At 58.4% G+C, this 23,174-nt stretch carries 22 protein-coding genes; 16 read left to right on the plus strand and 6 right to left on the minus strand.

Translation table 11 applies throughout. The annotated features are described in order from the left end of the window. Positions 1 to 124: 124 nt before the first annotated feature. From AC1DSF_RS01115 to AC1DSF_RS01125, 3 genes are read left to right on the plus strand one after another with little or no spacing between them, the layout of a single operon-like run. Complete coding sequence (locus AC1DSF_RS01115; protein WP_478182181.1) at positions 125 to 364, plus strand: hypothetical protein; 240 nt, start codon at positions 125 to 127, stop codon at positions 362 to 364. Positions 365 to 379: 15 nt separating this feature from the next. Next, entirely contained in the window at positions 380 to 652 is a 273-nt protein-coding gene (locus AC1DSF_RS01120; RefSeq protein WP_478182182.1) for a hypothetical protein, read from the plus strand. A 17-nt stretch (positions 653 to 669) separates the two neighbouring features. Next, entirely contained in the window at positions 670 to 1,863 is a 1,194-nt protein-coding gene (locus AC1DSF_RS01125) for a tyrosine-type recombinase/integrase (RefSeq protein ID WP_478182183.1), read from the plus strand. Between the two features lie 387 nt (positions 1,864 to 2,250). On the opposite strand, the gene AC1DSF_RS01130 is transcribed toward AC1DSF_RS01125, so the two are convergent. Beyond that, entirely contained in the window at positions 2,251 to 2,445 is a 195-nt protein-coding gene (locus tag AC1DSF_RS01130) for a hypothetical protein (RefSeq protein WP_478182184.1), read from the minus strand. Positions 2,446 to 2,874: 429 nt separating this feature from the next. Between AC1DSF_RS01130 and AC1DSF_RS01135 the strand changes: the two genes are divergently transcribed. From AC1DSF_RS01135 to AC1DSF_RS01165, 7 genes are all read left to right on the plus strand, one after another. Then, on the plus strand, positions 2,875 to 4,329 hold the full coding sequence (locus AC1DSF_RS01135; protein ID WP_478182185.1) for a class I SAM-dependent DNA methyltransferase: 1,455 nt from the start codon (positions 2,875 to 2,877) through the stop codon (positions 4,327 to 4,329). Continuing rightward, positions 4,329 to 5,600 carry a restriction endonuclease subunit S gene (locus tag AC1DSF_RS01140; protein WP_478182322.1) on the plus strand — a complete coding sequence of 424 codons (1,272 nt, stop codon included), beginning with the start codon at positions 4,329 to 4,331 and terminating at the stop codon, positions 5,598 to 5,600. Before AC1DSF_RS01135 ends, AC1DSF_RS01140 begins: the two co-directional genes overlap by 1 nt. After that, a complete protein-coding gene (gene hsdR / locus AC1DSF_RS01145; protein ID WP_478182186.1) occupies positions 5,597 to 7,945 on the plus strand; it encodes an EcoAI/FtnUII family type I restriction enzme subunit R in 2,349 nt (782 codons plus the stop codon). The genes AC1DSF_RS01140 and hsdR overlap by 4 nt, the downstream gene beginning before the upstream one ends. Before the next feature lie 70 nt (positions 7,946 to 8,015). Continuing rightward, entirely contained in the window at positions 8,016 to 10,319 is a 2,304-nt protein-coding gene (locus tag AC1DSF_RS01150) for an argonaute/piwi family protein (RefSeq protein WP_478182187.1), read from the plus strand. Next, positions 10,316 to 11,521, plus strand: coding sequence for a PD-(D/E)XK nuclease domain-containing protein (locus AC1DSF_RS01155; RefSeq protein WP_478182188.1), 1,206 nt, complete (start codon positions 10,316 to 10,318; stop codon positions 11,519 to 11,521). Before AC1DSF_RS01150 ends, AC1DSF_RS01155 begins: the two co-directional genes overlap by 4 nt. Before the next feature lie 85 nt (positions 11,522 to 11,606). Continuing rightward, complete coding sequence (locus AC1DSF_RS01160; protein ID WP_478182189.1) at positions 11,607 to 13,553, plus strand: ATP-dependent nuclease; 1,947 nt, start codon at positions 11,607 to 11,609, stop codon at positions 13,551 to 13,553. Beyond that, positions 13,550 to 15,220 (plus strand): UvrD-helicase domain-containing protein, encoded by a 1,671-nt coding sequence (locus AC1DSF_RS01165; RefSeq protein WP_478182190.1) that lies wholly within the window; start codon positions 13,550 to 13,552, stop codon positions 15,218 to 15,220. The genes AC1DSF_RS01160 and AC1DSF_RS01165 overlap by 4 nt, the downstream gene beginning before the upstream one ends. Here the strand turns inward: AC1DSF_RS01165 and AC1DSF_RS01170 are convergent, their stop codons facing one another. After that, positions 15,221 to 15,790, minus strand: coding sequence for a hypothetical protein (locus AC1DSF_RS01170; protein ID WP_478182191.1), 570 nt, complete (start codon positions 15,788 to 15,790; stop codon positions 15,221 to 15,223). It abuts the gene before it with no gap. A gap of 258 nt (positions 15,791 to 16,048) precedes the next feature. Between AC1DSF_RS01170 and AC1DSF_RS01175 the strand changes: the two genes are divergently transcribed. From AC1DSF_RS01175 to AC1DSF_RS01190, 4 genes are all read left to right on the plus strand, one after another. Next, positions 16,049 to 16,243: a hypothetical protein gene (locus tag AC1DSF_RS01175; RefSeq protein WP_478182192.1), complete on the plus strand. Its 195-nt coding sequence runs from the start codon at positions 16,049 to 16,051 to the stop codon at positions 16,241 to 16,243. Further along, the gene (locus AC1DSF_RS01180) at positions 16,240 to 16,557 is read left to right on the plus strand and encodes a hypothetical protein (RefSeq protein WP_478182193.1); all 318 of its coding nucleotides are present in this window, start codon (positions 16,240 to 16,242) and stop codon (positions 16,555 to 16,557) included. Before AC1DSF_RS01175 ends, AC1DSF_RS01180 begins: the two co-directional genes overlap by 4 nt. 94 nt (positions 16,558 to 16,651) lie before the next feature. Then, the gene (locus tag AC1DSF_RS01185) at positions 16,652 to 16,996 is read left to right on the plus strand and encodes an H-NS histone family protein (RefSeq protein WP_478182194.1); all 345 of its coding nucleotides are present in this window, start codon (positions 16,652 to 16,654) and stop codon (positions 16,994 to 16,996) included. An 11-nt stretch (positions 16,997 to 17,007) separates the two neighbouring features. Continuing rightward, complete coding sequence (locus AC1DSF_RS01190) at positions 17,008 to 17,628, plus strand: PIN domain-containing protein (RefSeq protein ID WP_478182195.1); 621 nt, start codon at positions 17,008 to 17,010, stop codon at positions 17,626 to 17,628. Here the strand turns inward: AC1DSF_RS01190 and AC1DSF_RS01195 are convergent. The 3 genes from AC1DSF_RS01195 to AC1DSF_RS01205 all read right to left on the minus strand — a co-directional run bounded on the left by AC1DSF_RS01195 (position 17,625) and on the right by AC1DSF_RS01205 (position 20,630). Further along, positions 17,625 to 17,918 (minus strand): hypothetical protein, encoded by a 294-nt coding sequence (locus tag AC1DSF_RS01195; protein WP_478182196.1) that lies wholly within the window; start codon positions 17,916 to 17,918, stop codon positions 17,625 to 17,627. The genes AC1DSF_RS01190 and AC1DSF_RS01195 overlap by 4 nt on opposite strands. A gap of 118 nt (positions 17,919 to 18,036) precedes the next feature. Beyond that, positions 18,037 to 19,323 carry a hypothetical protein gene (locus AC1DSF_RS01200; protein ID WP_478182197.1) on the minus strand — a complete coding sequence of 429 codons (1,287 nt, stop codon included), beginning with the start codon at positions 19,321 to 19,323 and terminating at the stop codon, positions 18,037 to 18,039. 284 nt (positions 19,324 to 19,607) lie between these two features. Then, positions 19,608 to 20,630, minus strand: coding sequence for a hypothetical protein (locus AC1DSF_RS01205; protein ID WP_478182198.1), 1,023 nt, complete (start codon positions 20,628 to 20,630; stop codon positions 19,608 to 19,610). A gap of 462 nt (positions 20,631 to 21,092) precedes the next feature. Between AC1DSF_RS01205 and AC1DSF_RS01210 the strand changes: the two genes are divergently transcribed. Next, entirely contained in the window at positions 21,093 to 22,028 is a 936-nt protein-coding gene (locus AC1DSF_RS01210; protein ID WP_478182199.1) for an ArdC family protein, read from the plus strand. A gap of 125 nt (positions 22,029 to 22,153) precedes the next feature. On the opposite strand, the gene AC1DSF_RS01215 is transcribed toward AC1DSF_RS01210, so the two are convergent. Continuing rightward, entirely contained in the window at positions 22,154 to 22,678 is a 525-nt protein-coding gene (locus AC1DSF_RS01215; RefSeq protein ID WP_478182200.1) for a hypothetical protein, read from the minus strand. 80 nt (positions 22,679 to 22,758) lie between these two features. On the opposite strand from AC1DSF_RS01215, the gene AC1DSF_RS01220 reads away from it, so the two are divergent. Beyond that, positions 22,759 to 23,154 (plus strand): hypothetical protein, encoded by a 396-nt coding sequence (locus AC1DSF_RS01220; protein ID WP_478182201.1) that lies wholly within the window; start codon positions 22,759 to 22,761, stop codon positions 23,152 to 23,154. The last annotated feature ends 20 nt before the right edge of the window (positions 23,155 to 23,174 follow it).

Raw genomic sequence — 23,174 nt, forward strand, 5'->3', positions numbered from 1 at the left:
CCCGGACTGACCACCTCGCTTTTCTGTTGTGCCATGCAACCAGAAATATGTGAAATTAAGGAATCCTCAACTTTCCACAGTCAGACTCAAATTAGATCAATGGCTTGGGAGGCGATGTCCTTAGATGCAGATCACGATACGCGGCGAGCTCACAATGGCCCAACTTCGGCAGGCCATCTTCGAACAGTTGGTAGAGCTGGAAAGCGTCCATGCGCTGGCGTTCTCGCAGGGTGCGACTCTTTATGTGAATCCAAGTGACGGCCGTGGTTCGCCTGTTGAGCTGAAAGCCAAGGACGGCCGCAAGCTCAGCAAGCTATTTAGCGACGGGCCGTACCGCAGCGCCGCTGAAGATTACAAAATCTGAGTCAGGGAGGACCGGATGAGCACACCAACGTATATCGGCATTGAAGGAGCGCGGCTCGCGCTCGCAGACATTGGCATCCATCTCACCTACCGGCAGATCAAGCGCGCCGCTGACCCGGACCCCAGCGGCAAACGAAAACTGCCCTTCTTCGTCGACCCGATCGACAAGCGTCTCAAGATCGACAAGAACACGCTGCTCGACATCTATATCCGCATGCAGGTCAACGCCGAAAACAACGCGAAGATAAGTGTCGCGACCTTGCGAAAAGGACTTGAACCGGGACTCTGAGGCAGGTATGCAGAATCATGTCCGACATCAGGAAGAAGACAGGCAGAAAAGGCGTCACGTACCAGGTCCGCTATCCCGATAGCGGCAGCAGCAACGGCTATTCATACAAGACCTTCGAGACGCTCAAGGAAGCGCGCGCGTTTCGTGAATCTCCGAAAGAAACCTCGGCCAAACCGCACTCGCTCACCATCCCCCAAGCTGTTTTGCTCTGGCTCGACGTGTGCGAAAAAGAAGGCCGTGACGGCCGCCCGCCTGTCACAAGAGCCACGCACAAGTACTACCGCTACGTCGCTGAAATCATGAAGGCCTACGAGTGGCCCGCTGATCTTCGTGGCCTGACCAAGCCGCATGTTGTTGCATTCAGATCCTGGCTCATTAAAGAGCATGGTCGCTATCTCGCGGCGAAGACGCTGACCTACTTCCATGGCGTTCTTTCCGAGATGGCGACGCGCGGCGAAGTCGACATCAACGCGGCAAGCAATGTGAGTGTTCGCAAGGAAACGCGATACGACGAGCCGGTTGCTATCCCGACCGAGGCCGAGATCGCCGCGCTGCTTCAGGCGGCGGACGATCTTGCCAACTCACCGAACCTACGCGTCGCCAAAACGTGGAAGCGTTATCGCCCCATGCTGTACCTCGCCGTGGACTCCGGCATGAGACCGCAGGAATATGTTGCGGTAGCCGCGAGCAGCTTCTTCGACGGTGGCGTGACGATCGAACGCGCAGTCGATAAAAGCGGAGACCTCACAGTCCCCAAGACGCTTGCGGCACGGCGCTTCATCGAACTCAGCGACGTAACGATCGAAATGGTCCGTGAGTACGTTGCCACATTAGACCAACCAAATAATCATAATCTGGCGTTCCCAACCGCCACCGGACATTGGCAGTCACAGGACAACTGGCGGAAGCGGTGCTTCGATGAAGTCTGCCGCAAGGCTGGCCTTGTGGAGGTCTCCATCGAGGCGGGGAAGGACGTCGTGCGGTCCAAGTACGCGCCATACGCCCTACGGCACTACTTCGCGTCGGTGCTCATTGCACAGGGAACCGACCTTGCCAAGGTCAAGACGCTCATGGGGCACACCGACATCAGCACGACCTTCGATGTCTATGCCCATCTCATACGTCGCGCCGAGGATAAAAAGAGCCGCAGGCAAGGGATGATCTCCACCATGAAGCGTGCGCCGTCCGAGTTGCTTGACTCTCTCGTTTAATTATCTGTAGGCTAATTGAAGATGCCCAATTCACGACCGGTATTGCCGGTTATGGCAAGGTCGCCCATTTTCTTGTGGCAAATCTGTGGCGAGACCCGGATAGAAGCCTGTAATTTCAAGTACTTATCTGGCTTCCCAAGCTGTAGGTCGCGAGTTCGAGACTCGTCGCCCGCTCCATTTAAAATCAATGGCTTAGCCCATGATTCTGGAAAGAAAATGGAGAAGTCAGCACTTTTTGCCACAAAAATGAGTCCGTTTTAATCCGCAGAAATCCGCCGTTTTCTCCAGTGGCATTTTTGGGCTTGTGGCGAGTTTGTGGCGAATCTGTCGTGCAGGCCATTGCCAGAAGTTCGCTTCGCATAGGGCTTCGATGCCGATCAGGCGACCTCAGATTTCAGGTTTATGTAGTGACTTCAGGGCCACCCGGCAGTTGACCGCCGTCTGGCGCGCTGCGTCGCATTCCTGTTCCTGGGTGCTGGTTTCCGCTGAAAAAGCCGCTTCGACTGCCTTGCGGAAAATCGCGTTCAGTTCGTCCGTCGTCTTGCCCAGCAGCGTTTCGATGGTTGGGATGTGGGTGTTCATGTCTTCCTCCTGTGTCGGAGGCCGCCCTGTGCGGCCTTGTAAGGCCGGTAGAGCTCCAGGCTGGATGCCGGGCACCCATGGGTCGAAACGGAGTGGAGAAGCGCGTCGCGCTTGCTGGCTCAAGACGGACTGGTGCTAGACCAAGGACAACAAGGCCCTCGGGCGGGCTGACGGCGGGAGGGCAGGAACGCCCTTCCGACCTTCTGAAAGCAGGTGCTGAGATGCGAACTTCGTCGCGTTTTCGCCGCGTTTGATAGGCAGGAATCGGCCCCAGGCCCATCCGGCGTTTTCGACTATCAACAACCGGTTACCCTCCCAAGCGACCGAAGGGCTCGAAAGCGCCTTTACACCTCCCCATCACCCCGATAAACCAGATGGATGGCGCTGCACCCGAAGCGGTGTCACAACCAGAGAGAGACTTTTCAGAGCATGTTTGAGCAGACCTTCAAGAACATCGACGACATCCTGCACAAGGATTCCGGCTGCACGAGCGAACTCGACTACACAGAGCAATCGTCCTGGCTCCTGTTCCTCAAGTACCTCGACGCCCTGGAGCACGACAAAGCGTCGGAAGCAGAGCTTGAGGGACGGACGTACAGCTTCATCCTCGATGAAGCTTTTCGCTGGGAAGCATGGGCTGCCCCAAAGAACGCCACAGGGAAGCTCGACCACAACGCCGCCCTGACCGGCGACGACTTGCGCGACTTCGTAAATCAGAAGCTTTTCCCCTACCTCGGCGGCTTCAAGCAGCGCGCCAGCGGCCCGAACACCATCGAATACAAGATCGGCGAGGTCTTCGGCGAGATCAAGAACAAGATCCAGAGCGGCTACAACCTGCGCGACGTGATCGAGCTGGTGGACGAGTTGCGCTTCCGGTCGCAGACCGAGAAGCACGAGCTGTCGCACCTGTACGAAGCCAAGATCAAGAACATGGGCAACGCCGGGCGCAACGGCGGCGAGTACTACACGCCCCGTCCGCTGATCCGCGCCATGATCAAAGTGACCGATCCGAAGATCGGCGAGCGCATCTACGATGGAGCATGCGGCTCGGCAGGATTCCTGTGCGAGGCTTTCGACTATCTGAGCCCGAAGGCGACCAAGGCCGACGACCTTAAGACGCTGCAGACGAAGACTTTCTACGGCAAGGAAAAGAAGAGTCTCGCCTATGTCATCGCGATCATGAACATGATCCTGCATGGCATCGAGGCCCCGAACGTGATCCATGCCAACACGTTGGCCGAAAACATTGCCGACATTCAGGAGAAGGATCGATACGACGTGATCCTTGCAAACCCCCCGTTTGGCGGCAAGGAACGGAAGGAAGTTCAGCAGAATTTCCCAATCAAAACTGGTGAAACGGCCTTCCTGTTCCTACAGCATTTCATCAAGTCACTGAAGGCTGGCGGTCGTGCGGCTATCGTAATTAAGAACACCTTCCTTTCTAACAACGACAATGCCTCTGGAAGCATTCGCAAGCTCCTGTTAGAGAACTGTAACTTGCACACAGTGTTAGATTGCCCCGGCGGCACGTTCCAGGGCGCTGGCGTCAAGACTGTTGTGCTGTTCTTCGAGAAGGGCGCGCCCACGCGCAAGATCTGGTACTACCAGCTCACCCCGGGCCGCAGCCTCGGCAAGACCACCCCAATCAACGATGACGACTTAGCGGAGTTCGTCACGCTCCAAGCCAGTTTCGCCGACTCACCCAAAAGCTGGTCGCTGGACTCAGCCGCCATTGACACGGCCAACTTCGACCTTTCGGTCAAAAACCCAAACGGCAGCGACGATGTCGAATTGCGAAGCCCGCAAGATGTCCTAGATGAGATCGCCGCACTCGATACGGAGAGCGCCGATGCATTGGCAACGATCCGGGAGCTCGTGGCGTGATGGACGGATGGAATCGAATTCGTTTAGAGGACCTCTGCTCAATTGAACTTGGGAGGACTCCTTCGCGAGATGACCCGCGCATGTGGGATAACTCTAGAACTAGCGGAAATATATGGCTTTCAATCGCTGATTTGCTAAACCAGGAGGACGGCTTTGTCACCGACAGCAGGGAATATCTGACGTACGCCGGGGCATCCGCTGGCAAAATTGTTCGAACCGGAACGTTACTTCTCAGCTTCAAGCTAACAATTGGAAGAACTGCATTCGCTGGCCGGGATTTATTTACGAACGAGGCAATCGCGGCAATTTCGGTGCGCGATCCAAATCTCATAGACGCCAGATACTTAAGATATTTCTTTGACGGGTTTAATTGGGAACTGGCGACACAAGGAGATCACAAGATCAAGGGCAGAACCCTTAATAAGGCAAAGCTAAAAGAGCTTGAAATCTCATTTCCTCCAATCAATGAACAGCGCCGGCTCGTCGCGATCCTCGACGAAGCCTTGGACGCAATGGGCATAGCTAAGGCGAATACTGAAAAGAACCGGCAAAGTGCCCGCGACCTTTCAACCGCTGGATATGGCAGCATCGTCGAGAAATACGACCGTTCGGCCTGGCCAATTCTCAAGGTCTCTGCCATCGCGGCTGCTCACAAAGGTGCCATGCGGACTGGCCCGTTTGGCAGTCAGCTATTGCACGGCGAGTTCGTAGAAGAAGGGGTCGCCGTTCTCGGCATCGACAATGCTGTTACCAATGAGTTCCGGTGGGACCGAAGACGCTACATCACGGCAGAAAAGTACCGCCAGTTATCCCGCTACCGTGTGCTGCCCGGTGACGTGTTAATCACGATCATGGGAACGTGTGGTCGATGCGCGGTAGTGCCTGACGACATTCCGCTTGCCATTAATACCAAACACCTTTGCTGTATCACACTGGATCAAACGACGTGCTTGCCGGATTTCCTGCATGCGTACTTTTTGCACGATCCGCGCGCCCGCGGCTATCTCAGTTCCCAAGCCAAGGGTTCGATCATGGAGGGCCTGAACATGGGGATCATCGCTGACTTGCCTGTCGTGGTGCCTCCACTTCCCATTCAAGCCGACATCATTCATCGGTTCGATCGGCTACGCCAAGAATGTACAAGACTGGCTGGGATTCAATCTCAAAAGCTCACCGCCCTTGATGAACTTAAGAAGTCACTCTTACATCAAGCATTCACCGGCAAGTTAACGGCTAGGGCGGCAGGCAAGCACTTGGAAGCCGTGGCATGAACGAAGCAGAGACCCGTGCCGAGTATATTGACCCTGCTCTAAAGACCGCTGGCTGGGGCGTCATCGAAGGCAGCCGGGTCCTGCGCGAACACGGCATCACACAAGGCCGTTTGCAGGGGGGCGGCAAGCGCGCCAAGGCTGAAATCGCCGACTACGTTCTTGTTTACCGCAACACCAAGCTTGCCGTGATCGAGGCCAAGGCTTGGGACAAGCCGTATACCGAAGGGGTCGGCCAGGCTAAGAGCTATGCGGCCAAGCTGGCGGTGCGTCACACCTATGCGACCAACGGCCAGGCCATCTATGGCATCGACATGCACACGGGCGTTGAGGGTGATGTTGCCGCGTATCCAAGTCCGGACGAGCTGTGGGAACTGACCTTCGCTGTCGATAACGTCTGGCGTGACCGCTTCGCGGCCATCCCGTTTGAGGACAAGGGTGGCACATGGCAGGGCCGGTATTACCAGGACATCGCCATCACGCGTGTCCTCGAAGCCATTGCTTCAGGGCGTGATCGCGTCCTGCTGACGCTCGCGACCGGTACGGGCAAAACGTTCATTGCGTTCCAGCTTGCCTGGAAGCTGTTCCAGAGTCGGTGGAATGTTGCTGATTGGAAGAGCGGGAGCGAGCCGACACGCCGTCCGCGCATTCTCTTTCTGGCTGATCGCAACATACTGGCCGACCAGGCGTACAACGCCTTCTCGGCGTTTCCGGACGATGCGCTCGTGCGCATCGATCCTGCCGACATCCGGAAGAAGGGGCGTGTGCCGAAGAACGGCAACATCTTCTTCACCATCTTCCAGACCTTCATGAGCGGCCCCGGTGGCGCGCCGTATTTCGGGGAGTACCCGCCGGACTTCTTCGACTTCATCGTGATCGATGAATGCCATCGCGGCGGCGCGAATGATGAAAGCACCTGGCGCGAGATCCTCAACTACTTCTCGCCTGCGGTGCAGCTTGGCCTCACCGCTACGCCGAAGCGCACCAACAACACGGATACCTATGCGTATTTCGGGGAGCCGGTGTATGTCTACTCACTGAAGGAAGGCATCAACGACGGCTTCCTGACACCGTTCAAGGTCAAGCAGATCGCGACCACGCTCGATGAATATGTCTACACAGCTGACGACGATGTCGTTGAAGGACAGATCGAGGTCGGAAAGCGATATGAAGAGAAGGACTTCAACAAAATCATCGAGATCAAGGAGCGAGAGGCGTACCGCGTCAAGCTCCTGATGGGAATGATTGACCAGCGCGAGAAGACCATCGTCTTCTGCGCCAACCAGGCCCACGCACTGGCCGTGCGTGATCTGATCAACCAGATGAAGACCAGCAGCGACCCGCTTTACTGCGTCCGGGTCACGGCCAACGATGGTTCGCTTGGTGATCAGCACCTGCGTGAATTCCAGGACAACGAGAAGACGATCCCGACGATCCTCACTACGTCGATGAAGCTCTCGACCGGCGTTGATGCCCGCAACGTGCGCAACGTCGTCCTGATGCGGCCCGTCAAATCGATGATTGAGTTCAAGCAGATCATCGGGCGCGGGACGCGGCTCTATGACGGTAAGGACTACTTCACGATCTACGATTTCGTGAAGGCTCATCATCACTTTAGCGATCCCGAATGGGATGGTGAGCCCATCGAGCCGGAGCCGCCGAAAGGTGGCGGGGGCGGAGGCGGAAATCCACCGGAGCTGCCTGGCCCTCTGCCGGAGCCAGAGCCGCCGCGTCAGAAGATCAAGGTGAAGCTGGCGGACGGCAAGTCGCGCAGTATCCAGAGCATGACGGCGACGACGTTCTGGAGCGCTGACGGTCGCCCGATGTCGGCGGCGCAGTTTCTGGAGGTGCTTTACGGCACCTTGCCAGAGTTCTTCAAGGACGAAGACGAGCTTCGGAGAATCTGGTCAGCGCCTGACACGCGCAAAGCGCTTCTCGCGGGTCTGGCGGAGAAGGGGTTCAGCAAAGAACCCCTCGCCGAAATGCAGAAGATCATCGAGGCCGAGAACAGCGATCTGTTTGATGTCCTGGCGTTTGTCGCCTTCGCTGCGGACCCCGTCACTCGTGCCGAACGCGCTGAGGCCGCCAAGGTCGCCAGCGCCGCCGCGTTCACTGACAAGCAGACAGCCTTCGTCGATTTCGTCTTGGCGCAGTATGTCGCGCAGGGCGTCGATGAGCTTGACCAGGAAAAGCTCTCGCCGTTGCTGAAGCTCAAATACAAGAACGCCCTTGCCGATGCTTTCGCAGAACTAGGCAAGCCGGAGCAGGTGCGGCGTGTGTTCGTTGATTTCCAGAAGTATCTGTACGCTGCCGCAGGTTCGGCAGGTCCAGAAGGCGGCATGCAATGACCGCAAATCACCTTAGTCGTAGCAATCTGCAACAAGGCAGTCGTATTTGACGTTTCGTGGAACCCCAACAATGCCAAAGCTTCTTCTCAATGCCGTATCGGTTTCCACACCGCCTGACGTGAAGGTGGTTGTCGGCCTACAACCGTACGACAAAGAAGCATTGACAGCGCTGCGGCGAAAGCACTGTGGTGACTACTTGTTCAAGCGCGGAGGGAAGACGGGAAACTTGATTCAGTCCGTCGCATTAAAAGCCGATCTTCCGATGCTCGGCACCGACACAGAAGAAGTGGTGCTGGCGGAATCGCCGTGGCTGTTGGCGCCCCTAACACTTGAGACCTTACTCCGGACGTTTGTGGAGCTGCAACGTCCCGTCTTGAAGGTTCATCCTCTGAGCGTCCTTTCGCAACGCCCGGCCAATTTGTTTCCACCCAATGACTTGCTTCCCCCTTGGCTCCAGCGACGGGTCGTGTTGGATTTCGAGACCCGAAGCACGCATGCAAGAAATGATCAAAAGGAAGTGGTCCTCGCATGCGGCGTTCGCACAAGAAACTTCATCGACGCTGACTGTGCAATATTGTTAGAGGCACAGGTGCCCCTTGTCGGTAGATATGTCGCAACAAGGCGTCCGGCGGATGACGTTCGGGTCCAAGGTCATCTGCGCCTGGCCGGACGTGTCACGCAATGCGTCGGGACCAGGCTAGAGCTTGAGGACTATGGCGATGGGCCCGCAAGTCTAGAAGCGGCCGAAGCCTATCTTGAGCCGCGCAAGGAGAACGTCGTTTGGTGTGCCCGCCATTTCCTCGGTGCAAATGCAGAACGTGTTCTAAACGACGCCGACAACGCCGCCGCCAAACATCTCGTCGGGCCCGAACGCCTTGGGCTTGTCCGCAGGATGTTTGACTACCTAAGGAGTCAAAACCTCCAACTTGCACCCGGTGCGCAACTCATTTTGGGTCCACTCGCAGGATCTGAAAAGGGCAGTTGGCCCTTTCGGACCGAAACGATCCAAAAGCCCTCACTCGTTTTTGATCCAAGCGGAACACGAACGGACAGGTGGAACGAACGGGGCCTCGACCAAAACGGCCCTTACGACCAGCGTACGTTCACTCCCAAGAAGCTTCGCATCGCTGTGGTCTGCCAGGCGCCTTACGAGGGACAGGTGGACGCCTTCTTGGCGAAGTTTCTTGATGGCCTCCCGGACGTGAAGAGTGGGTACGGCGACTTCGCCCGTGCGCCATATGGAAAGGGCTTTATCCGCCGCTATGGCCTGGAGACGCCAAAGGTTCAAACCTTCACATCGAGAGGCTCCAGTGCGCAAGACTACGCAAATGCTTGTCGTGAGGCAGTTGAAGCTGCAACGAGTGGAGGATTTGAATGGAATCTCGCCGTCGTACAGATTGATCAAGACTTTAAAGAGAGACCCGACGCTGCAAATCCATACTTTGCGACGAAAGCGGTCTTCCTGAAGCATCGCGTGCCGGTTCAAGAAATCACGCTCGAAACGATGCGTTTTGCCGACCAGCAGTTGGTTTTCGCTCTGAACAATATGAGCGTGGCGACCTACGCGAAAATCGGCGGGACGCCTTGGCTGCTCAAGTCCCAGCCGACTGTCGCGCACGAACTTGTGGTCGGTATTGGCTCTCAATCATTTTCAGCAGGCAGGCTCGGCGCGCGCGAGCGGATCGTCGGTCTTACGACGGTGTTCAGCAGCGATGGTAAGTACTTGCTGGATGACCGGACAGCTGCCGTTGACTATGAGCAATACGCAGAAGCACTCTTTAAGTCTCTGGAACGTTCGATCGAGGCTGTGAGGAAGGCGGACAACTGGCGAAGCTCGGATGCCGTTCGTCTCATCTTTCATGTCTTCAAGCAGGTGGCGGATCATGAAGCTGACGCCGTCGGGATGCTTGTCGAAAAACTTGGGCTAACAGAAGTGAGGTACGCCTTCCTGCATGTCGTCGATCAACACCCTTTTGCTCTCTTCGACGAGGCAAATCCGGGTTCAAAGAATCGAAGCGGTGGCGTCAAAGGGGTGTTTGCACCGGAACGCGGCCTCACGGTGAATCTTGCCTCCGACGAAACGCTTCTCTGTTTCACTGGAGCGCGTGATCTGAAGCAGGCACGGGACGGTATGCCATTGCCGACGCTGCTTCGCCTTCACCGCCGTTCGACCTTCCGGGACATGACGTATTTGACGCGCCAAGCGTTCGACTTTTCCTGTCATAGCTGGCGCATGTTCACGCCAGCGCCTCTCCCAATCACGATCCACTATTCGGAGCTCATGGCACGTCTTTTGACCGGGCTACAGCATGTTCCCACATGGGACCCAGACACGATGCTGGGACCGATAAGCCGAACACGGTGGTTCCTGTGACTGAGTTGAGCCATTGGGCGCTAAGGAAGACTTTGGCAGAGGCTGCTGCGGACACTTCCGGGCAACCACCGCATGCCCGGGCTTTTGCAGCTTGGGTTCAGAACGAAAAGCTTGTACACGGGCCGTTGCTCACGCAGCTCGCCGCTGAGGCTGCAGCCGCACTCGGGCCTGCGCGTCAAAGCGCGCACGCGGCAGTCCTTGGCTATGCGTTCAATTTTGATGTCTCGCATGAGGAATCTTTTGCTGACGCTGTCAAATGGCTTATGGAGCGGCAATATTTTGGAGCTGGCCGCCCGCTGACCTTCGAGGTTGACGGTCTCGCCCTGATGGGAATCGCAGTCGGGGTAGTGAGCATGGGCAAGGCGAACGCCTCAGCTCGAAGTTGGCTTCAAGACCTCCTGAGACAGTCACTTCGCTCGAACCGTCCGTTGGATTGGAACGAATCACTGATCAGGGCTGCGTACGCAGTGCTTTCCGATGATGGCAATGCGCCCGTCGAGCTAATCGCAGATGATCTGCGAGTAGCGCTAGCCGCGAAAGCGCTTTTGCCTGCTCCTGAGGCCTCTCGTGAAAACGCATGGGGCGTAATTTCGGGCCTGGGTGGAGTCACGGATGGAATGACGCGCGCGGCAGCTCAAATCGCGGCCCTGACGTACCTTTTGCGCGAAGCTTCGACCCTTCGCCTTGGATCGACATCGGTCGATGATGTCGCGCGACTGTTGGCGGGCATCGACCGCTCGATGAGACGGTGGAGTTGGGACGCCGCCCCTCGTACCCCCAACTCAGTCGCAGCTCGTTGGGAAATAGAGAACGAGTATCACGTCCAAGACATGCTGTGGGCCATTCTGGCTCCGGTGTTTCCTGACCTAGATGATGAGGAGTGGCTGAAATCGCTAGGTCATCACCATCCGCGCGCGGACCTGTCCATTCCTTCGCTTGAACTGATCATCGAGGTCAAATTCATTCGCAAAGGGGGGAAGTCCATTTTCTCGAAGGTCATACAAGAAGTTGCTGCCGATGCCAGCACCTACCTTCAGGCCGACAGTGGATACAGGCACATCATCGCCTTCATCTGGGACGACGAAGCCCGCACAGAAGAACACGCCGAGCTTCGCCAAGGCTTGATACGCATTCGCGGTGTTGCCGATGCAATCGTCTTATCTCGTCCCTCCAAGATGAATCGCGACCAGCGGGCGGCGTAACGGTAGGCGCTTGATTTACTGCTGAGTTGCTGAGCTACGAGAGTTGATAACAAGCCCATGTGGGCACATCCAATGGAGGAAACCAATGAAACTTGTCCGCGTGCGCCTGTCGAATTTCCGTTCGTTCGGTGCCGACACGACCGAGGTCGATCTCGACGACATGACCTTTCTACTCGGCCCCAACGGGACGGGCAAGACTGCAGTTCTTCAGGCGCTCGCCAGGATGTTCAGCTTGGACCCCGCTCAACGCAAGGTCAGGCGCTCAGACTTTCATGTGCCCGCAGACGAAGACCCGGCTGACCCGCCAGAAACCCGTGAACTGTGGGTCGAGGCGGACTTCGAATTTCCGGAGCTGGCCGAGGAGGATGCAGATGCAGAAGACTTCGCCGCAGTTCCGGGGAATTTTGCGCACATGCAACTTGTCGCCGAGGATGGCCCGACTCAGGTTCGATTCCGTCTGAAGGCAACACTTGATCAAGACGATGAAATCGAGGAGAACCTGACATACGTCATCAAGGTTGATGAAGACGACAAGCCGACTGAGGAAGGTCGAGTAGCGAAGCAGGATCGCAACGCGATCCAGGTTCACTACCTGCCAGCGCGTCGTGATCCAGCTGACCATATTTCTTACTCTGCCAATGCGCTGCTGGGACGAGCCCTGCGATCAGCAGATTGGAGCGCCGAACGCGCCCAGGTCAAGATTTTGACCGAGCAGATCAGTGAATCACTGGCGGGGAATGGTGCGATAGAAGGCGTTGCGGAAGCTTTGACCGGCCAATGGGAGGCTTTGCATAAGGGCGAGTACTATGCCAATCCCTCCATCTCGTTCCTGAGTAGCGAGATGGAAGGCTTGCTCAGGCATCTGAGCATCGGCTTCACGCCCGGCCACGCCGAATCTCTTGTGGACTTCTCCAGACTGAGCGATGGTCAGCAGTCATTGCTGTACGTGTCGCTCGTCCTCGCGATGCACGACATCGGCAGCAGGGTTCTGAGTGGCGAACTGGGCGACGCATTCGATGTCGATAAGTTGCGGCCGGCTGTTTTCACGCTCGTCGCGATTGAGGAGCCGGAGAACAGCCTGTCTCCTCACTATCTGGGGCGTGTCGTCAAAGCTCTGACGGCATTTGCCGAGGGGCGGGATGCCCAGGCACTTGTCGCGACACATTCACCCTCGCTTCTGCGCCGTGTTCCACCGGAATCGATTCGCTACCTGCGCCTCAACGAGAGCAGAGCGACCGTCGTGAAGCGCATCGAACTGCCCGAAGACGAGGCGGCGCACAAGTTCGTCCGCGAAGGCGTCCAAGCGTTCCCGGAACTCTACTTTTCGCGTCTTGTCGTGTTGGGCGAGGGAGACAGTGAAGAGATCGTGCTGCCGAGACTGCTGGAAGCAAAGGGCATCCTTGCCGACGACGCGTCGATCTCAGTGGTTCCGCTGGGTGGTCGGCACGTCAACCACTTTTGGCGCTTGCTCAACGATCTAGGGATTCCTCACGTCACGCTGCTCGATCTGGATTTGGCTCGGTATCAGGGCGGCTGGGGTCGGATCAAATATGCCGCAAGCCAGATGCTGAAATATTCAGAGGTCTCCGAGAACGACTTGACCGCAGATGAGATCGCCGAGATCCCAGCTTGGAATGGGGAGCAGGGCCTGATGTTGGACGATGACGGCTGGATCTCCCGGCTCGAAAACTTGGGCGTCTTCTTCTCGACCCCGCTCGATCTGGACTTCATGATGATGCAGGCGTATCCAGACGCATACAAGATCGCTGATGAAGATCTGGAGAGGCCTGACAAGGCCACTATAGTCGCCGTGCTCGGCAAGAAACACGACGCGCTGGGAAACCAGTACTCCGAAGACGAGCAAACCTACTTCGACGCCTACCACAGGATTTTCAAACTAGGCAGCAAGCCGACTGCGCACATCGAGGCCATGGCGACTATGGACGACGAGGATCTGGTGGCCGAAATGCCCGAGGTTCTCGCTCGCATGTGTGGTCGCATCGAGGCCGAGCTTGAGGATTTGCCTGAATGATCCGTCCCGATCAATGGGCACCATCGGACGGACTGTCCCTGGAGCCGAATGCGATGACGGCAGCGAAGGAAGTTGATCGCAATCTTGCGCTCACGGCCGGACCCGGTGCTGGGAAGACGGAGATGCTGGCACAGCGCGCAGACTTCCTGCTACGAACTGGTTCTTGCCGCTATCCCAAACGCATCTTGGCAATTTCGTTCAAGGTTGATGCGAGCCAGAATTTGCGGGCGCGCGTGAAGAAGCGCTGTGGCGCTGAGCTGGCGGCGCGCCTTGATAGCCACACGTTTCACGCATTCGCGAAACGCATCATTGATCGGTTTAGAACGGTCCTGAAGGGGCGGGACGCTCTCGATCCGGACTATTCAATCGGGCCTCACCGCGTTCAGCGAAAGTCGATCACGTTTCGCGACATGGTGCCCCTTGCCGTCGCGATTGTTGAGTCCAGCTTGATCGCACGGAACGCCATCAGACAGACCTATAGCCATGTGTTTCTCGACGAGTTTCAGGACTGCACCGATGAGCAGTACCGGCTTATTAAGGCCTGTTTTCATGAAACCAAAACAAAACTGACTGCCGTCGGTGATACCAAGCAGCGGATCATGGGCTGGGCCGGTGCACTTGAGGGCATCTTCGAGACGTATGCCGGCGACTTCGATGCTCTACCTTTGAACCTGTATCAGAACTTTCGCTCGAAGCCTCGACTTCGCCGCATGCAGAACGCAATGGTTCGGGTCATGGACCCTCCGGCAGCACTCCCCGACAATGAACTAGAAGGCGAAGAAGGCGAGATTGAAGTCCTGCGATTCGCTGACGACGACGAGGAAGCCGACCATCTTGCCGATGTCATAAGCAGCTGGATCGACGATGAGGGTGTTGAGCCATCCGAGATCGCGGTTCTCGTCAGCAAGCAACAAAACTTGTATTGCCAGAAACTCTGCGCAGCGCTCGAAGCGCGTGGCGTCCCATTTCGCGAGGAAGACGGAGTGCAAGACCTGGCCTCGGAGCCGGTCGCTTCGCTCATCGTGGACTTCCTTCTTGTGATTGCCGGAAACCGTCAACCAGACCCGTATCGACGGCTTTTGGATCTGGTGGTCTTCAACCATGGATTCGACGAAGAGCGCGAATACCAAGTGCGTTCCCGATGGGATCGCTTCATTGGCGATTGCAAACGAAGACTCACCGAGGAAGACGTAGACATCACTGATCGAGATGATCTTGCTGCCCTTGCGAACGGGCTCCTAGACCTCATCGGCAAGGATTCAATCGTCGCCTTGTCGCATGACTATGGTCACGGCGACCGGCTCCAGCAACTGGTAGGCGAAACCATCGACCGAGCGCATCAGCTAGTCAACGAAGGCGATGATGCTGCAAAGGCCCTTGCTCGCTTCTCAGGTGACCGTGCTGTGCGCATCATGACCATTCATAAAAGTAAGGGGCTTGAGTTCGATACTGTCGTGATCCTGGGTGTCGAGAAGGAAACGTTCTGGGGCAAACAGGACGAAGAGCGTTCGGCGTATTTTGTTGGCATCTCAAGAGCCAAGCGTCGCCTTTTTCTGACCACGTGCGAAAGCCGGGAATGGCCGCAGGGAGCGCCCCGCTGGAATACGGACAGGAACGAACACGACGAATTCCTTGGATACGCGACGCCCTATCTATCCGAAGTTTGATCAGCTCCAACCCAGCTCGGCGGCGATCAATTCTCGATACGCCGTATTGACTTGATGAGGCGTTTGGCGGACGTACTCTTCTGCGGCTGCGCGCTCCTCGCCTTCAAGGCCACGCAGATGCGCGACGATCTCTGCGCCGCCTGGCATGAGGCCGGGGCGAGCCTTGAATCCGCAGCCTAAATTCGTCCAGACGACGTCTTCAAGATCCCGCGTTTCGGCCCACGCGGCAATCGTGTCGGCACCTTCGCCGTGCGAGGTGCCGGTGGACTTGTCCCAGAAGCCGATATTCGCCTCGATCCATTTTGGCTTGGCTGCGTCGTATTCGCGCAAACCGAGGCGCTGTCTTGCGGTCGCGATGCCTTCGACATCCAGCAGCGTCCAAAGTGTCTGGACTTCCGGCACGTCCCCGCAGATCACCAGTGTGATCTTGCGACCAGCCGACTCCCTTGCAAACTCGACACGAAGCATCGGGCCGTCCCGGTGCCAATCGCCTTGGCGAGGGAGCGTTCCCGGGTTCCAGATCAATGATCCCCAGCCGATGCATGCAATCTTCTTCTGATGCGGTTTCATGAAAATCTTGTTAGCGCGTCTCCTCGCAGCTTGCCAGATTCCGGATTGGGTTTGGCGGTCGTCTTCCTCTTCTTGTCCTGATCGTTTGCGCGTTCCGGTTTTTGCCCCGGGGCGCGCGGACCGTCAACGGGCGAGCGCTTCGCATCGTCCTCGCTTCCGCGCCTTCGGCTTGTGCAGCTCCGGTGCGACCCATGAGGTCCTTGCTTGATCCGCGTGGCGACCCTTTCACGTCGCAACGATCAACAAAGGAGAAACGACATGACGACCAAACAAAAACCAAGCCTCATCGCCTACGCCGTCAATGGTGACGGGAAACAAGCCTTCTGGACCCGCATCGGCAGCGCCTGGCCGCACAAGAGCGGCGAGGGGTTCAGCATCGAGCTGAGCGCCTTTCCGGTCAACGGACGCATCGTGCTGATGCCGCCGAAGGCCGAGACGGAGGACGCATCATGATCAGCAGCGTGTTTGTCCAGCGCATCGACTGGCGCGGGATCGCCGTCGAGATTTCCTACGAGCCGAACTGGCTCGGTGGACTTTCTGAAGCCTTCGGTGAGCCCCTGGCCCATCTGCAAATCCGAAGCGTGTCGCCCGAGAGGGCGGCACTGCCGGTGACCGAAACAGGATACCGGTCAGCCTTCGTGGTTGGCTCGGTCGTCCGTGCGGAAGGCGGGCCGATCACGTTCGTTCGGGAATGGCTCGGCGAGGCGGCGCAGCTCGACGGGTGGCGCAAGCATGAAGAAGGCGCGCGCCAGCTGAGCCTCCTTTAACGCGGGTGCCCCCGCGAATTTCGCGGGGGTATTTCCGGCCTCGGCGGTGCCGCGCTCGCCCTTATGATTTCGGTTCACAAAACCAAAATCAGCAATGGCAACTTCTTCTCTCACCGACATCCAGGCGCAGATCAGGGCGCACGAGGAACAGCTCGCGCAGCTGAAGGCCACGGCAGCGGAGCTGCGCGCGGAAGAGATCGGCGCGGTCGTGCAGGATCTACGGTTGAAGATCGCCGAATACGGCATCTCTGCGAAGGAGCTCGGCTTGACCGGCAAGGCTGCGCCATCGCTGGCCCGCCGTGTCGCCGCCGCAGCCTCAGGCCCGACCTATCGCGGCCCGAACGGTGAGACCTGGATCGGCGGCACGCGCGGGCGCAAGCCGCGCTGGCTTGCCGAGGAGCTGGCAAAGGGCAAAACCCTGTCCGATCTCGCAGCGTAAAGCGGCGGTTGTTGCCTGATTGCACAGCCATGGGCCTGCGCGTCAATTACGTCCTCATCGACTACGAGAGCGTCCAGCCGGAGGCGCTGTCGGTTCTGCATGAGGATCATTTCAGATTGATCGTTTTCGTCGGTGCGACGCAGGCCAAGGTCGCGTTCGAGACCGCCGCCGCCCTTCAACGCATGGGCGAGCGGGCGTCGTACATCAAGATCGCCGGGAGCGGGCCGAACGCGCTTGATTTTCATATCGCGTTCTATATCGGGCAGCTGTCGCTCCAGGACTCGAGTTCGTACTTTCACATCATCTCGAAAGACACCGGGTTCGATCCGTTGCTTCAGCATCTGAAGGACCGGAAGATCCTGGCGGCGCGCTGGCGCGACGTGAGCGAGATCCCGCTGCTGAAAATTTCGAACGCGAAGCTGCCGGGCGAAAAGGTCGTCCTCATCGTCGCGCATCTGCAGTCGCGCGGATCGGCGAGGCCGCGCAAGGTCAAGACCTTGTCGAACACCATCAATGCGCTGTTTCAGAACCAGCTTGCTGAGTCGGAGCTCGTCGCGTTGATCAACGAGCTGCAGGCGCAGGCGCTGATCTCTATCAGCGATACCAACGTCAGCTATAGCTTGCCGGGCTAGCCCTGCTTCTTCGCCCAGAAGGGCTCGGCAATCTGTCGCCAGGTCTTGTAGGTTCCGGCAGCGCTGATGACGCTGCCGCGCTGCTTCAGGAATCCTTGCGCCGTGTAGATGTCGGCGAGCACCTCCGGGTTGCCGTAGTAGGGAGCCGGCCCCTTGGCTTCGCCAACGGAGATCACGCGGGCGCAGAGGTCATTCCAAGTCGTGCGCGTGATCCAGAGCGGGTTCGGCTGGTCCGCGAACCACATCTGGTACACGTTTGGCTGCGGGTCCTGTTTGAGGATGTAAAACATAGAGCGATCCTAATCTGGCCTGCCGGGGCTCAGCCGAATTGGGAGGAGTACACTTTTGCGCGATGGCCGACAGATAGAGCTTCGGCGTCAAATTTTTCTCCGGCACGAAGCGTTGAAGTCACGGAACTTCCAAGTCACCCATCCAAGTGAAGTTCGTCTTCGTGACGATTGGCGCTCTGCCGTCCGGCAGCTGCGAAAACACACGATCGACTCCCTCGCGCAGTCGCTTCAGATAGTTGCGACAACTGGCCTCATTTACCCCCGTCGTCGCAGTTGAACTGAGCGTCAAGGGGTCGATATCGGTCTCAAGCTCCTTCGCGTGCATGAATCCGTTCCGTGCAACTCTCACAGCATCCAGTGCATCGAAAGTCGGATCTCCGGCTTGCAGCGGCACATACACAACGCCGCCATTAGCGCAAAGTCGCGAAGCAGCGTCGTTAAGTTTGGCGAGAGGCGGACGTTTGTCGCTGTAGGTCGGATGTACGCCGCTTTGCAGGAAGACCAGCTTGTTCGCTATAGCCTCGATGCAGGCAGCAACCGCCACGACGCAGTAGACCCCGTTGCTGAAACTCTCGTCCAACTGGCCTTTGCTCTCGCAAGTCTTGAGGTCGTTGAAAAGAATTAAGGCCTTCTCGTAGTGCAGCAGTGCGTACGACACTTCGATCTTCGGAAGTCCCGAAGCATTGTGCGTGGGTCGATCGTACCGGGTCAGAACCGGCGCGCTGTAGTCGACTGAGGTCATTCCGCGCGACTGCATATCGTGGTACGTCGTTGCGGCGGCTAGGCTCGCCGCATTCTGGACGAAGGTGTCGTCAAGCAACGTCGAGAGCGCTTCCAGGTCGACATCTCCGTCCCTGCGCTGAAGGTATTCGGTGTTGTATCGATTGCGAAGCGCGACAAGTGCGGCGAAATCAAAGTGCTCAGAGCGCGGATGGCTCGGACCGTCGTTTGTGACAAGCTCTGCGAACGTGTGCTGGAACAAGTCATCGTCATCCACGAAGATGAAGTGAGTGCCCTCGGCACACCATGGCGTCGTCCCAATGGTCAGCGGGGCATTCCAGTTCATCATGAGCTTTGCCTTCGCATTTGCTTTGCCCTCAACGAAGGCGCGCGATTCAGGTCCGAACCCGGCATTCGTGCCTCCCCCTGCGATTAAGCCTATGAGGCGAGGGCCAAGGTCTTCGGAGCGAAGGTTCTGCCAGAGTTGGCCGCTCGAAAACACCGCAAAGCGCTGAAGCGCGCGGCCGTGCGCGTTGACGAGATCACCATCAATCGCGAGGTATGGCCAGCGTGGAATGACGCGCCATGCGGCACGCTCAGTTTGAAGAGCGAACTCGACCTTCAGCTGGTCCAGCGGAGTCGGCAGGGCGATCGTCGTCCCGGACGTTGACAGATAAGTATCCATTCAAACGATCCTCGGACTTCCGAAGAAAGTCGTCAATATGAATGTGACCGAAGGCGTTCGATGTCACCCCGTCCGAGGATCGCTCGATCGCAGACTATTGCCCTTCAAGAGGCATATGTGACGGTCCACCCCGGCCAGAGTCGCGGAGGCTCGGTTGTGGCTCGATGATGCCGCGCAGTCAACTGTATGGAAAGTCCGGCAGTATGCGATGCATCAGCTCGCGCAGTTCTGAAGAAGACGCCCTCATGCTCAGGCATGAGGGCGTTCTCTTGTCGCTTGTGCCGTTAGACGCCGAAGAAGGAGCACGGCATACCGGGGCCGAGGAAGGTCATTGGATTTTTCGGTCCGAGCACGTATTCGGGATAGCGGTCGGCGAGCACCTGAACCGTTGAGTCCGGCATCTCGTCGAGTCCAGGGGCAAGCGTGTTCATGGCCGCGTCGTGAAATCGCGCGACGATCTCTTTGACCTTGTCGGCACCGAGGCAGGCGGGCAGCGTGAAGCGGAACGACTTGCCTCCTCCATCCAGGCAGATATGCGCCACATGGCGATGATCGGCCCGCGTGGCCTCCAGAAGGCGTGGGAAGTGATGATGCCGCCGGCCGCGGGCGAAGATCATCACGTCGTACAGAAATCCCGGCTTCCCTGCGATGGGCGTGGCCCATTTCGCCCATGGCATGGCGAGCACCTCGATCGTCATCGTGATGCGCTCGCCCGGATCGACGCTCCCGAGCCGCGCCCACTTGCCATCGCCCGTTTCGCCCCAGGGGAGCAGGTCGAAGACTAGGAAGTGGTCGACGACCGGGTCATTGCTCTGCGGCAGCACCGGCGAAGGGTCGTTGTACGACGTGCAGAAACGCCAGAAGCCGTTGTCGATATCGCGCAGGAACTGCGTGACCCGCGCAAGATCGTCGCGGTGCAGCGACCGGAAGTGCGCCACGCGGTGGCGTATCGCCATCACCTCCGTGAGCTTCGCGTCCCAGATCGGTTGTGGCGGCAGGTATGAGGCGAAGAGGTTCCAGTGGTCCGCGACGACACGCTTCAGCTCCGAGAGTTGCACGAAGCTCAGCACATCGTCTTCGGACGTGGGCATGTGAGTAAGGTCCTTGTCGTGCTTCTTGGGGAGCTTGGCCTTCGCGGTTTCGATCTTGGTTTCCCAGGCATCGCCATCGAGCGCGCGCAGCTGGACGTAGACAAGGCGTCGGAGCCAGGTCTCGAACTGCCACAGGCGCGCATAGGTCTCCAGCACGCTGCCGGACAGCTCCGGGACGCCGAATGGGCGTTCATCGCTGGCAAGGTCATCTGACATGTATTCCTCCGGACATTCCGATCCAAGCACAACTATCACAGAAGACATTGAGGGGCGAGCCCGCTCGCGCATGCGCCAGCGGTCCGGGCTCTATGCGCTAGAAGCGCACCGGGCCTGATGGTCCCGGCCATCCGGTAACGATCCCTCTCGCGAATCCCGAAATCAGCAGCGTCGGGCCTAACGGCCCCACGCTGAGCACCTGACGTGCCGGGCACAGCCCGGAAGGATTTTCACTTCCTATGGCTAAGGGGCCAGCCCCTCGCGCTCTTCGCGGTAAAGCCTTCGCCCAGCCTGGCCGGTATCCCCATGTTTCGCTAAAGCTGCAACACGGCTTCGCCGCCCCTTCGGGGTGGGTGATCCCCCTCCGGCCAGTCTGCCTCTCCGATTGCGTCCCCGGTTTCGCCAACGGGCAGGGGTGATGCGCATTTGCATCGACCCCAAACCCGAAAAGGAATGAAGACCATGAAGACCGTTAAAGCAGACAAGCCAAAGCTGGATGTTTACGCCCGCGTGACAGACCGGATCATTGCAACGCTGGAGGCCGGCACCCGCCCATGGCTGAAGCCGTGGAGCACACCGCAAGGAACGGTGTCCGCGATCATGCCTCTGCGCGGTAACGGCACGCCCTATCGCGGGATCAATGTTCTGCTGCTGTGGGGCGAGGCGATGGACAAGGGCTACGCCTGCAACACGTGGATGACCTACAAGCAGGCCGAGGAGCGCGGCGCACAGGTCCGCAAGGGCGAGAAGGGCTCCATGGTCGTCTATGCTGACCGCGCGAGCACCACGGAGACCAACGACAAGGGCGAGGAAGTGGAKCGCGCCTTTGCGTTCATGAAGGCTTACACCGTATTCAACGTAGAGCAGATCGACGGACTGCCGGAATCGTTTTATGCCAAGGCGGAAGTGCGGGAAGAAGGCCAGCTGCTGGAGGCAATCGCCGAGGCCGAAAGGTTCTTTGAGAAGACCGGCGCCACGTTCCGCCACGGCGGCAGCCGCGCCTTTTACACGACAGGCGGTGACTTCATCCAGCTGCCGCCGCTGCAGGCCTTCCGCGACGCCGAAAGCTACACCGCAACCAAGGCACATGAGCTGGTGCACTGGACAGGCAACGAGACGCGCATGGCGCGGACCTTTGGCAAGCGCTTTGGTGATCAGGCCTATGCGTTCGAGGAGCTGGTCGCAGAGCTGGGCTCTGCCTTTCTCTCTGCGCTGCTCGGCATCACGCCGGAGCCACGCGACGATCACGCCGCCTATCTGGCAAGCTGGCTCAAGGTTTTGAAGGAGGACAAGCGCGCGATCTTTTCGGCTGCAGCGCATGCGCAGCGCGCCGTCGACTTTCTGGACGGGCTGCAAGGCCAGATCGCGGCAGAGGAGGAACTCCTCGAAGCAGCCTGATGCGGCTTCGCAGTCTCATGAAGTCGCCGGGCTCGCCCGGCGATTTTATTGCGCCCCTGGCCTTGCCGGCCACCCGCGCCCCCCACCCGGGGCAGGCGGCGAGGTCGCCGCGCCAAAGAGCAGGCTCAGAGCTCGCGCTCCCCGCGTTCCGGAGCGGAGGCACGCTCAATCGGCTCGGGGTTTTCTCTGGCGTTTTCTTCCCGTGCATCGGTTTGCTGTGCCGATTTTCCAGTGTCGCGCTCGCTCCCGTATTGACGGACATCTTCGCGAACGATCGCCATGACAAGGGATTCTTCGAGAAGGTAGGTCTTGCGGATTGCCCTCTCGTTGTCCTGATCGACGTTGCGCTCCGCCCGCTCGGTCAGCTCGGATTCCGATTCCAGCTGCGGACGATGTCCGCGCAGGAAATCCTCACCGGGCCTCGGCTCCGGCTGCTGCTTTTTCAGCAGCAGTCTTGCCTTCTCGTCCGCAACGTCCTTGGCCCAGTCTTGTTCCTGCTCTTCGCGCATGGTCCGACGCTCGCGCTCGGCCGCGATGTGGATCTCTTCAACGCGGCGTCTTGCCTCCTCTGAAACGTAGAGGCGGTCATGCGCGGACTGATCCCGCGCTTCGCGGAAGGCGGCCGCAGCCTGGTTGACTTGATTGTTCATAGGACAGCTTCAGTTTCGAATTTGCTGGACAGCGGAATCGCTCCATGCAAGGTTGAAAAGAACCTTGATGGAGGCAGACGATGTGGACCGAGGATCTTTCTCTTTTTATGCTGCGCGCCGATGGCGAGTGCCCGGACGCTGAAGACCGGCTGCGCCAGCTTCTCGTCCAAATGGAGCGCGACGGTATTCCGCCGCGCCAGATCGCCGCTGCGCAGGCGCGCATGCTTCTCGGCTTTTGCGCCGAGCATGCACGGGCCGACGAGCACACCGCATGGGCTCAGTTTTTCCTGGGCGCCGTCTCGTCGCTGATGCAAAAGCAGAGCGAGAAGCACCATCGCGATTGGGCCAAGCGCTTTCTCGCGCAGGCCCACCGGCTCTACGAAGTTGCACGGTTTCAGATGAAGGCTGACCGCGATCAGCCGCCGCCGCTGCCGCCCTTCGCCGTCGACATCGCCAAGCCTGAAGGGAATGCCTGAGCGCTTTCGCTGCAGGAGGG

The sequence above is a fragment of the Variovorax sp. 01N429 genome (genome assembly GCF_056399425.1).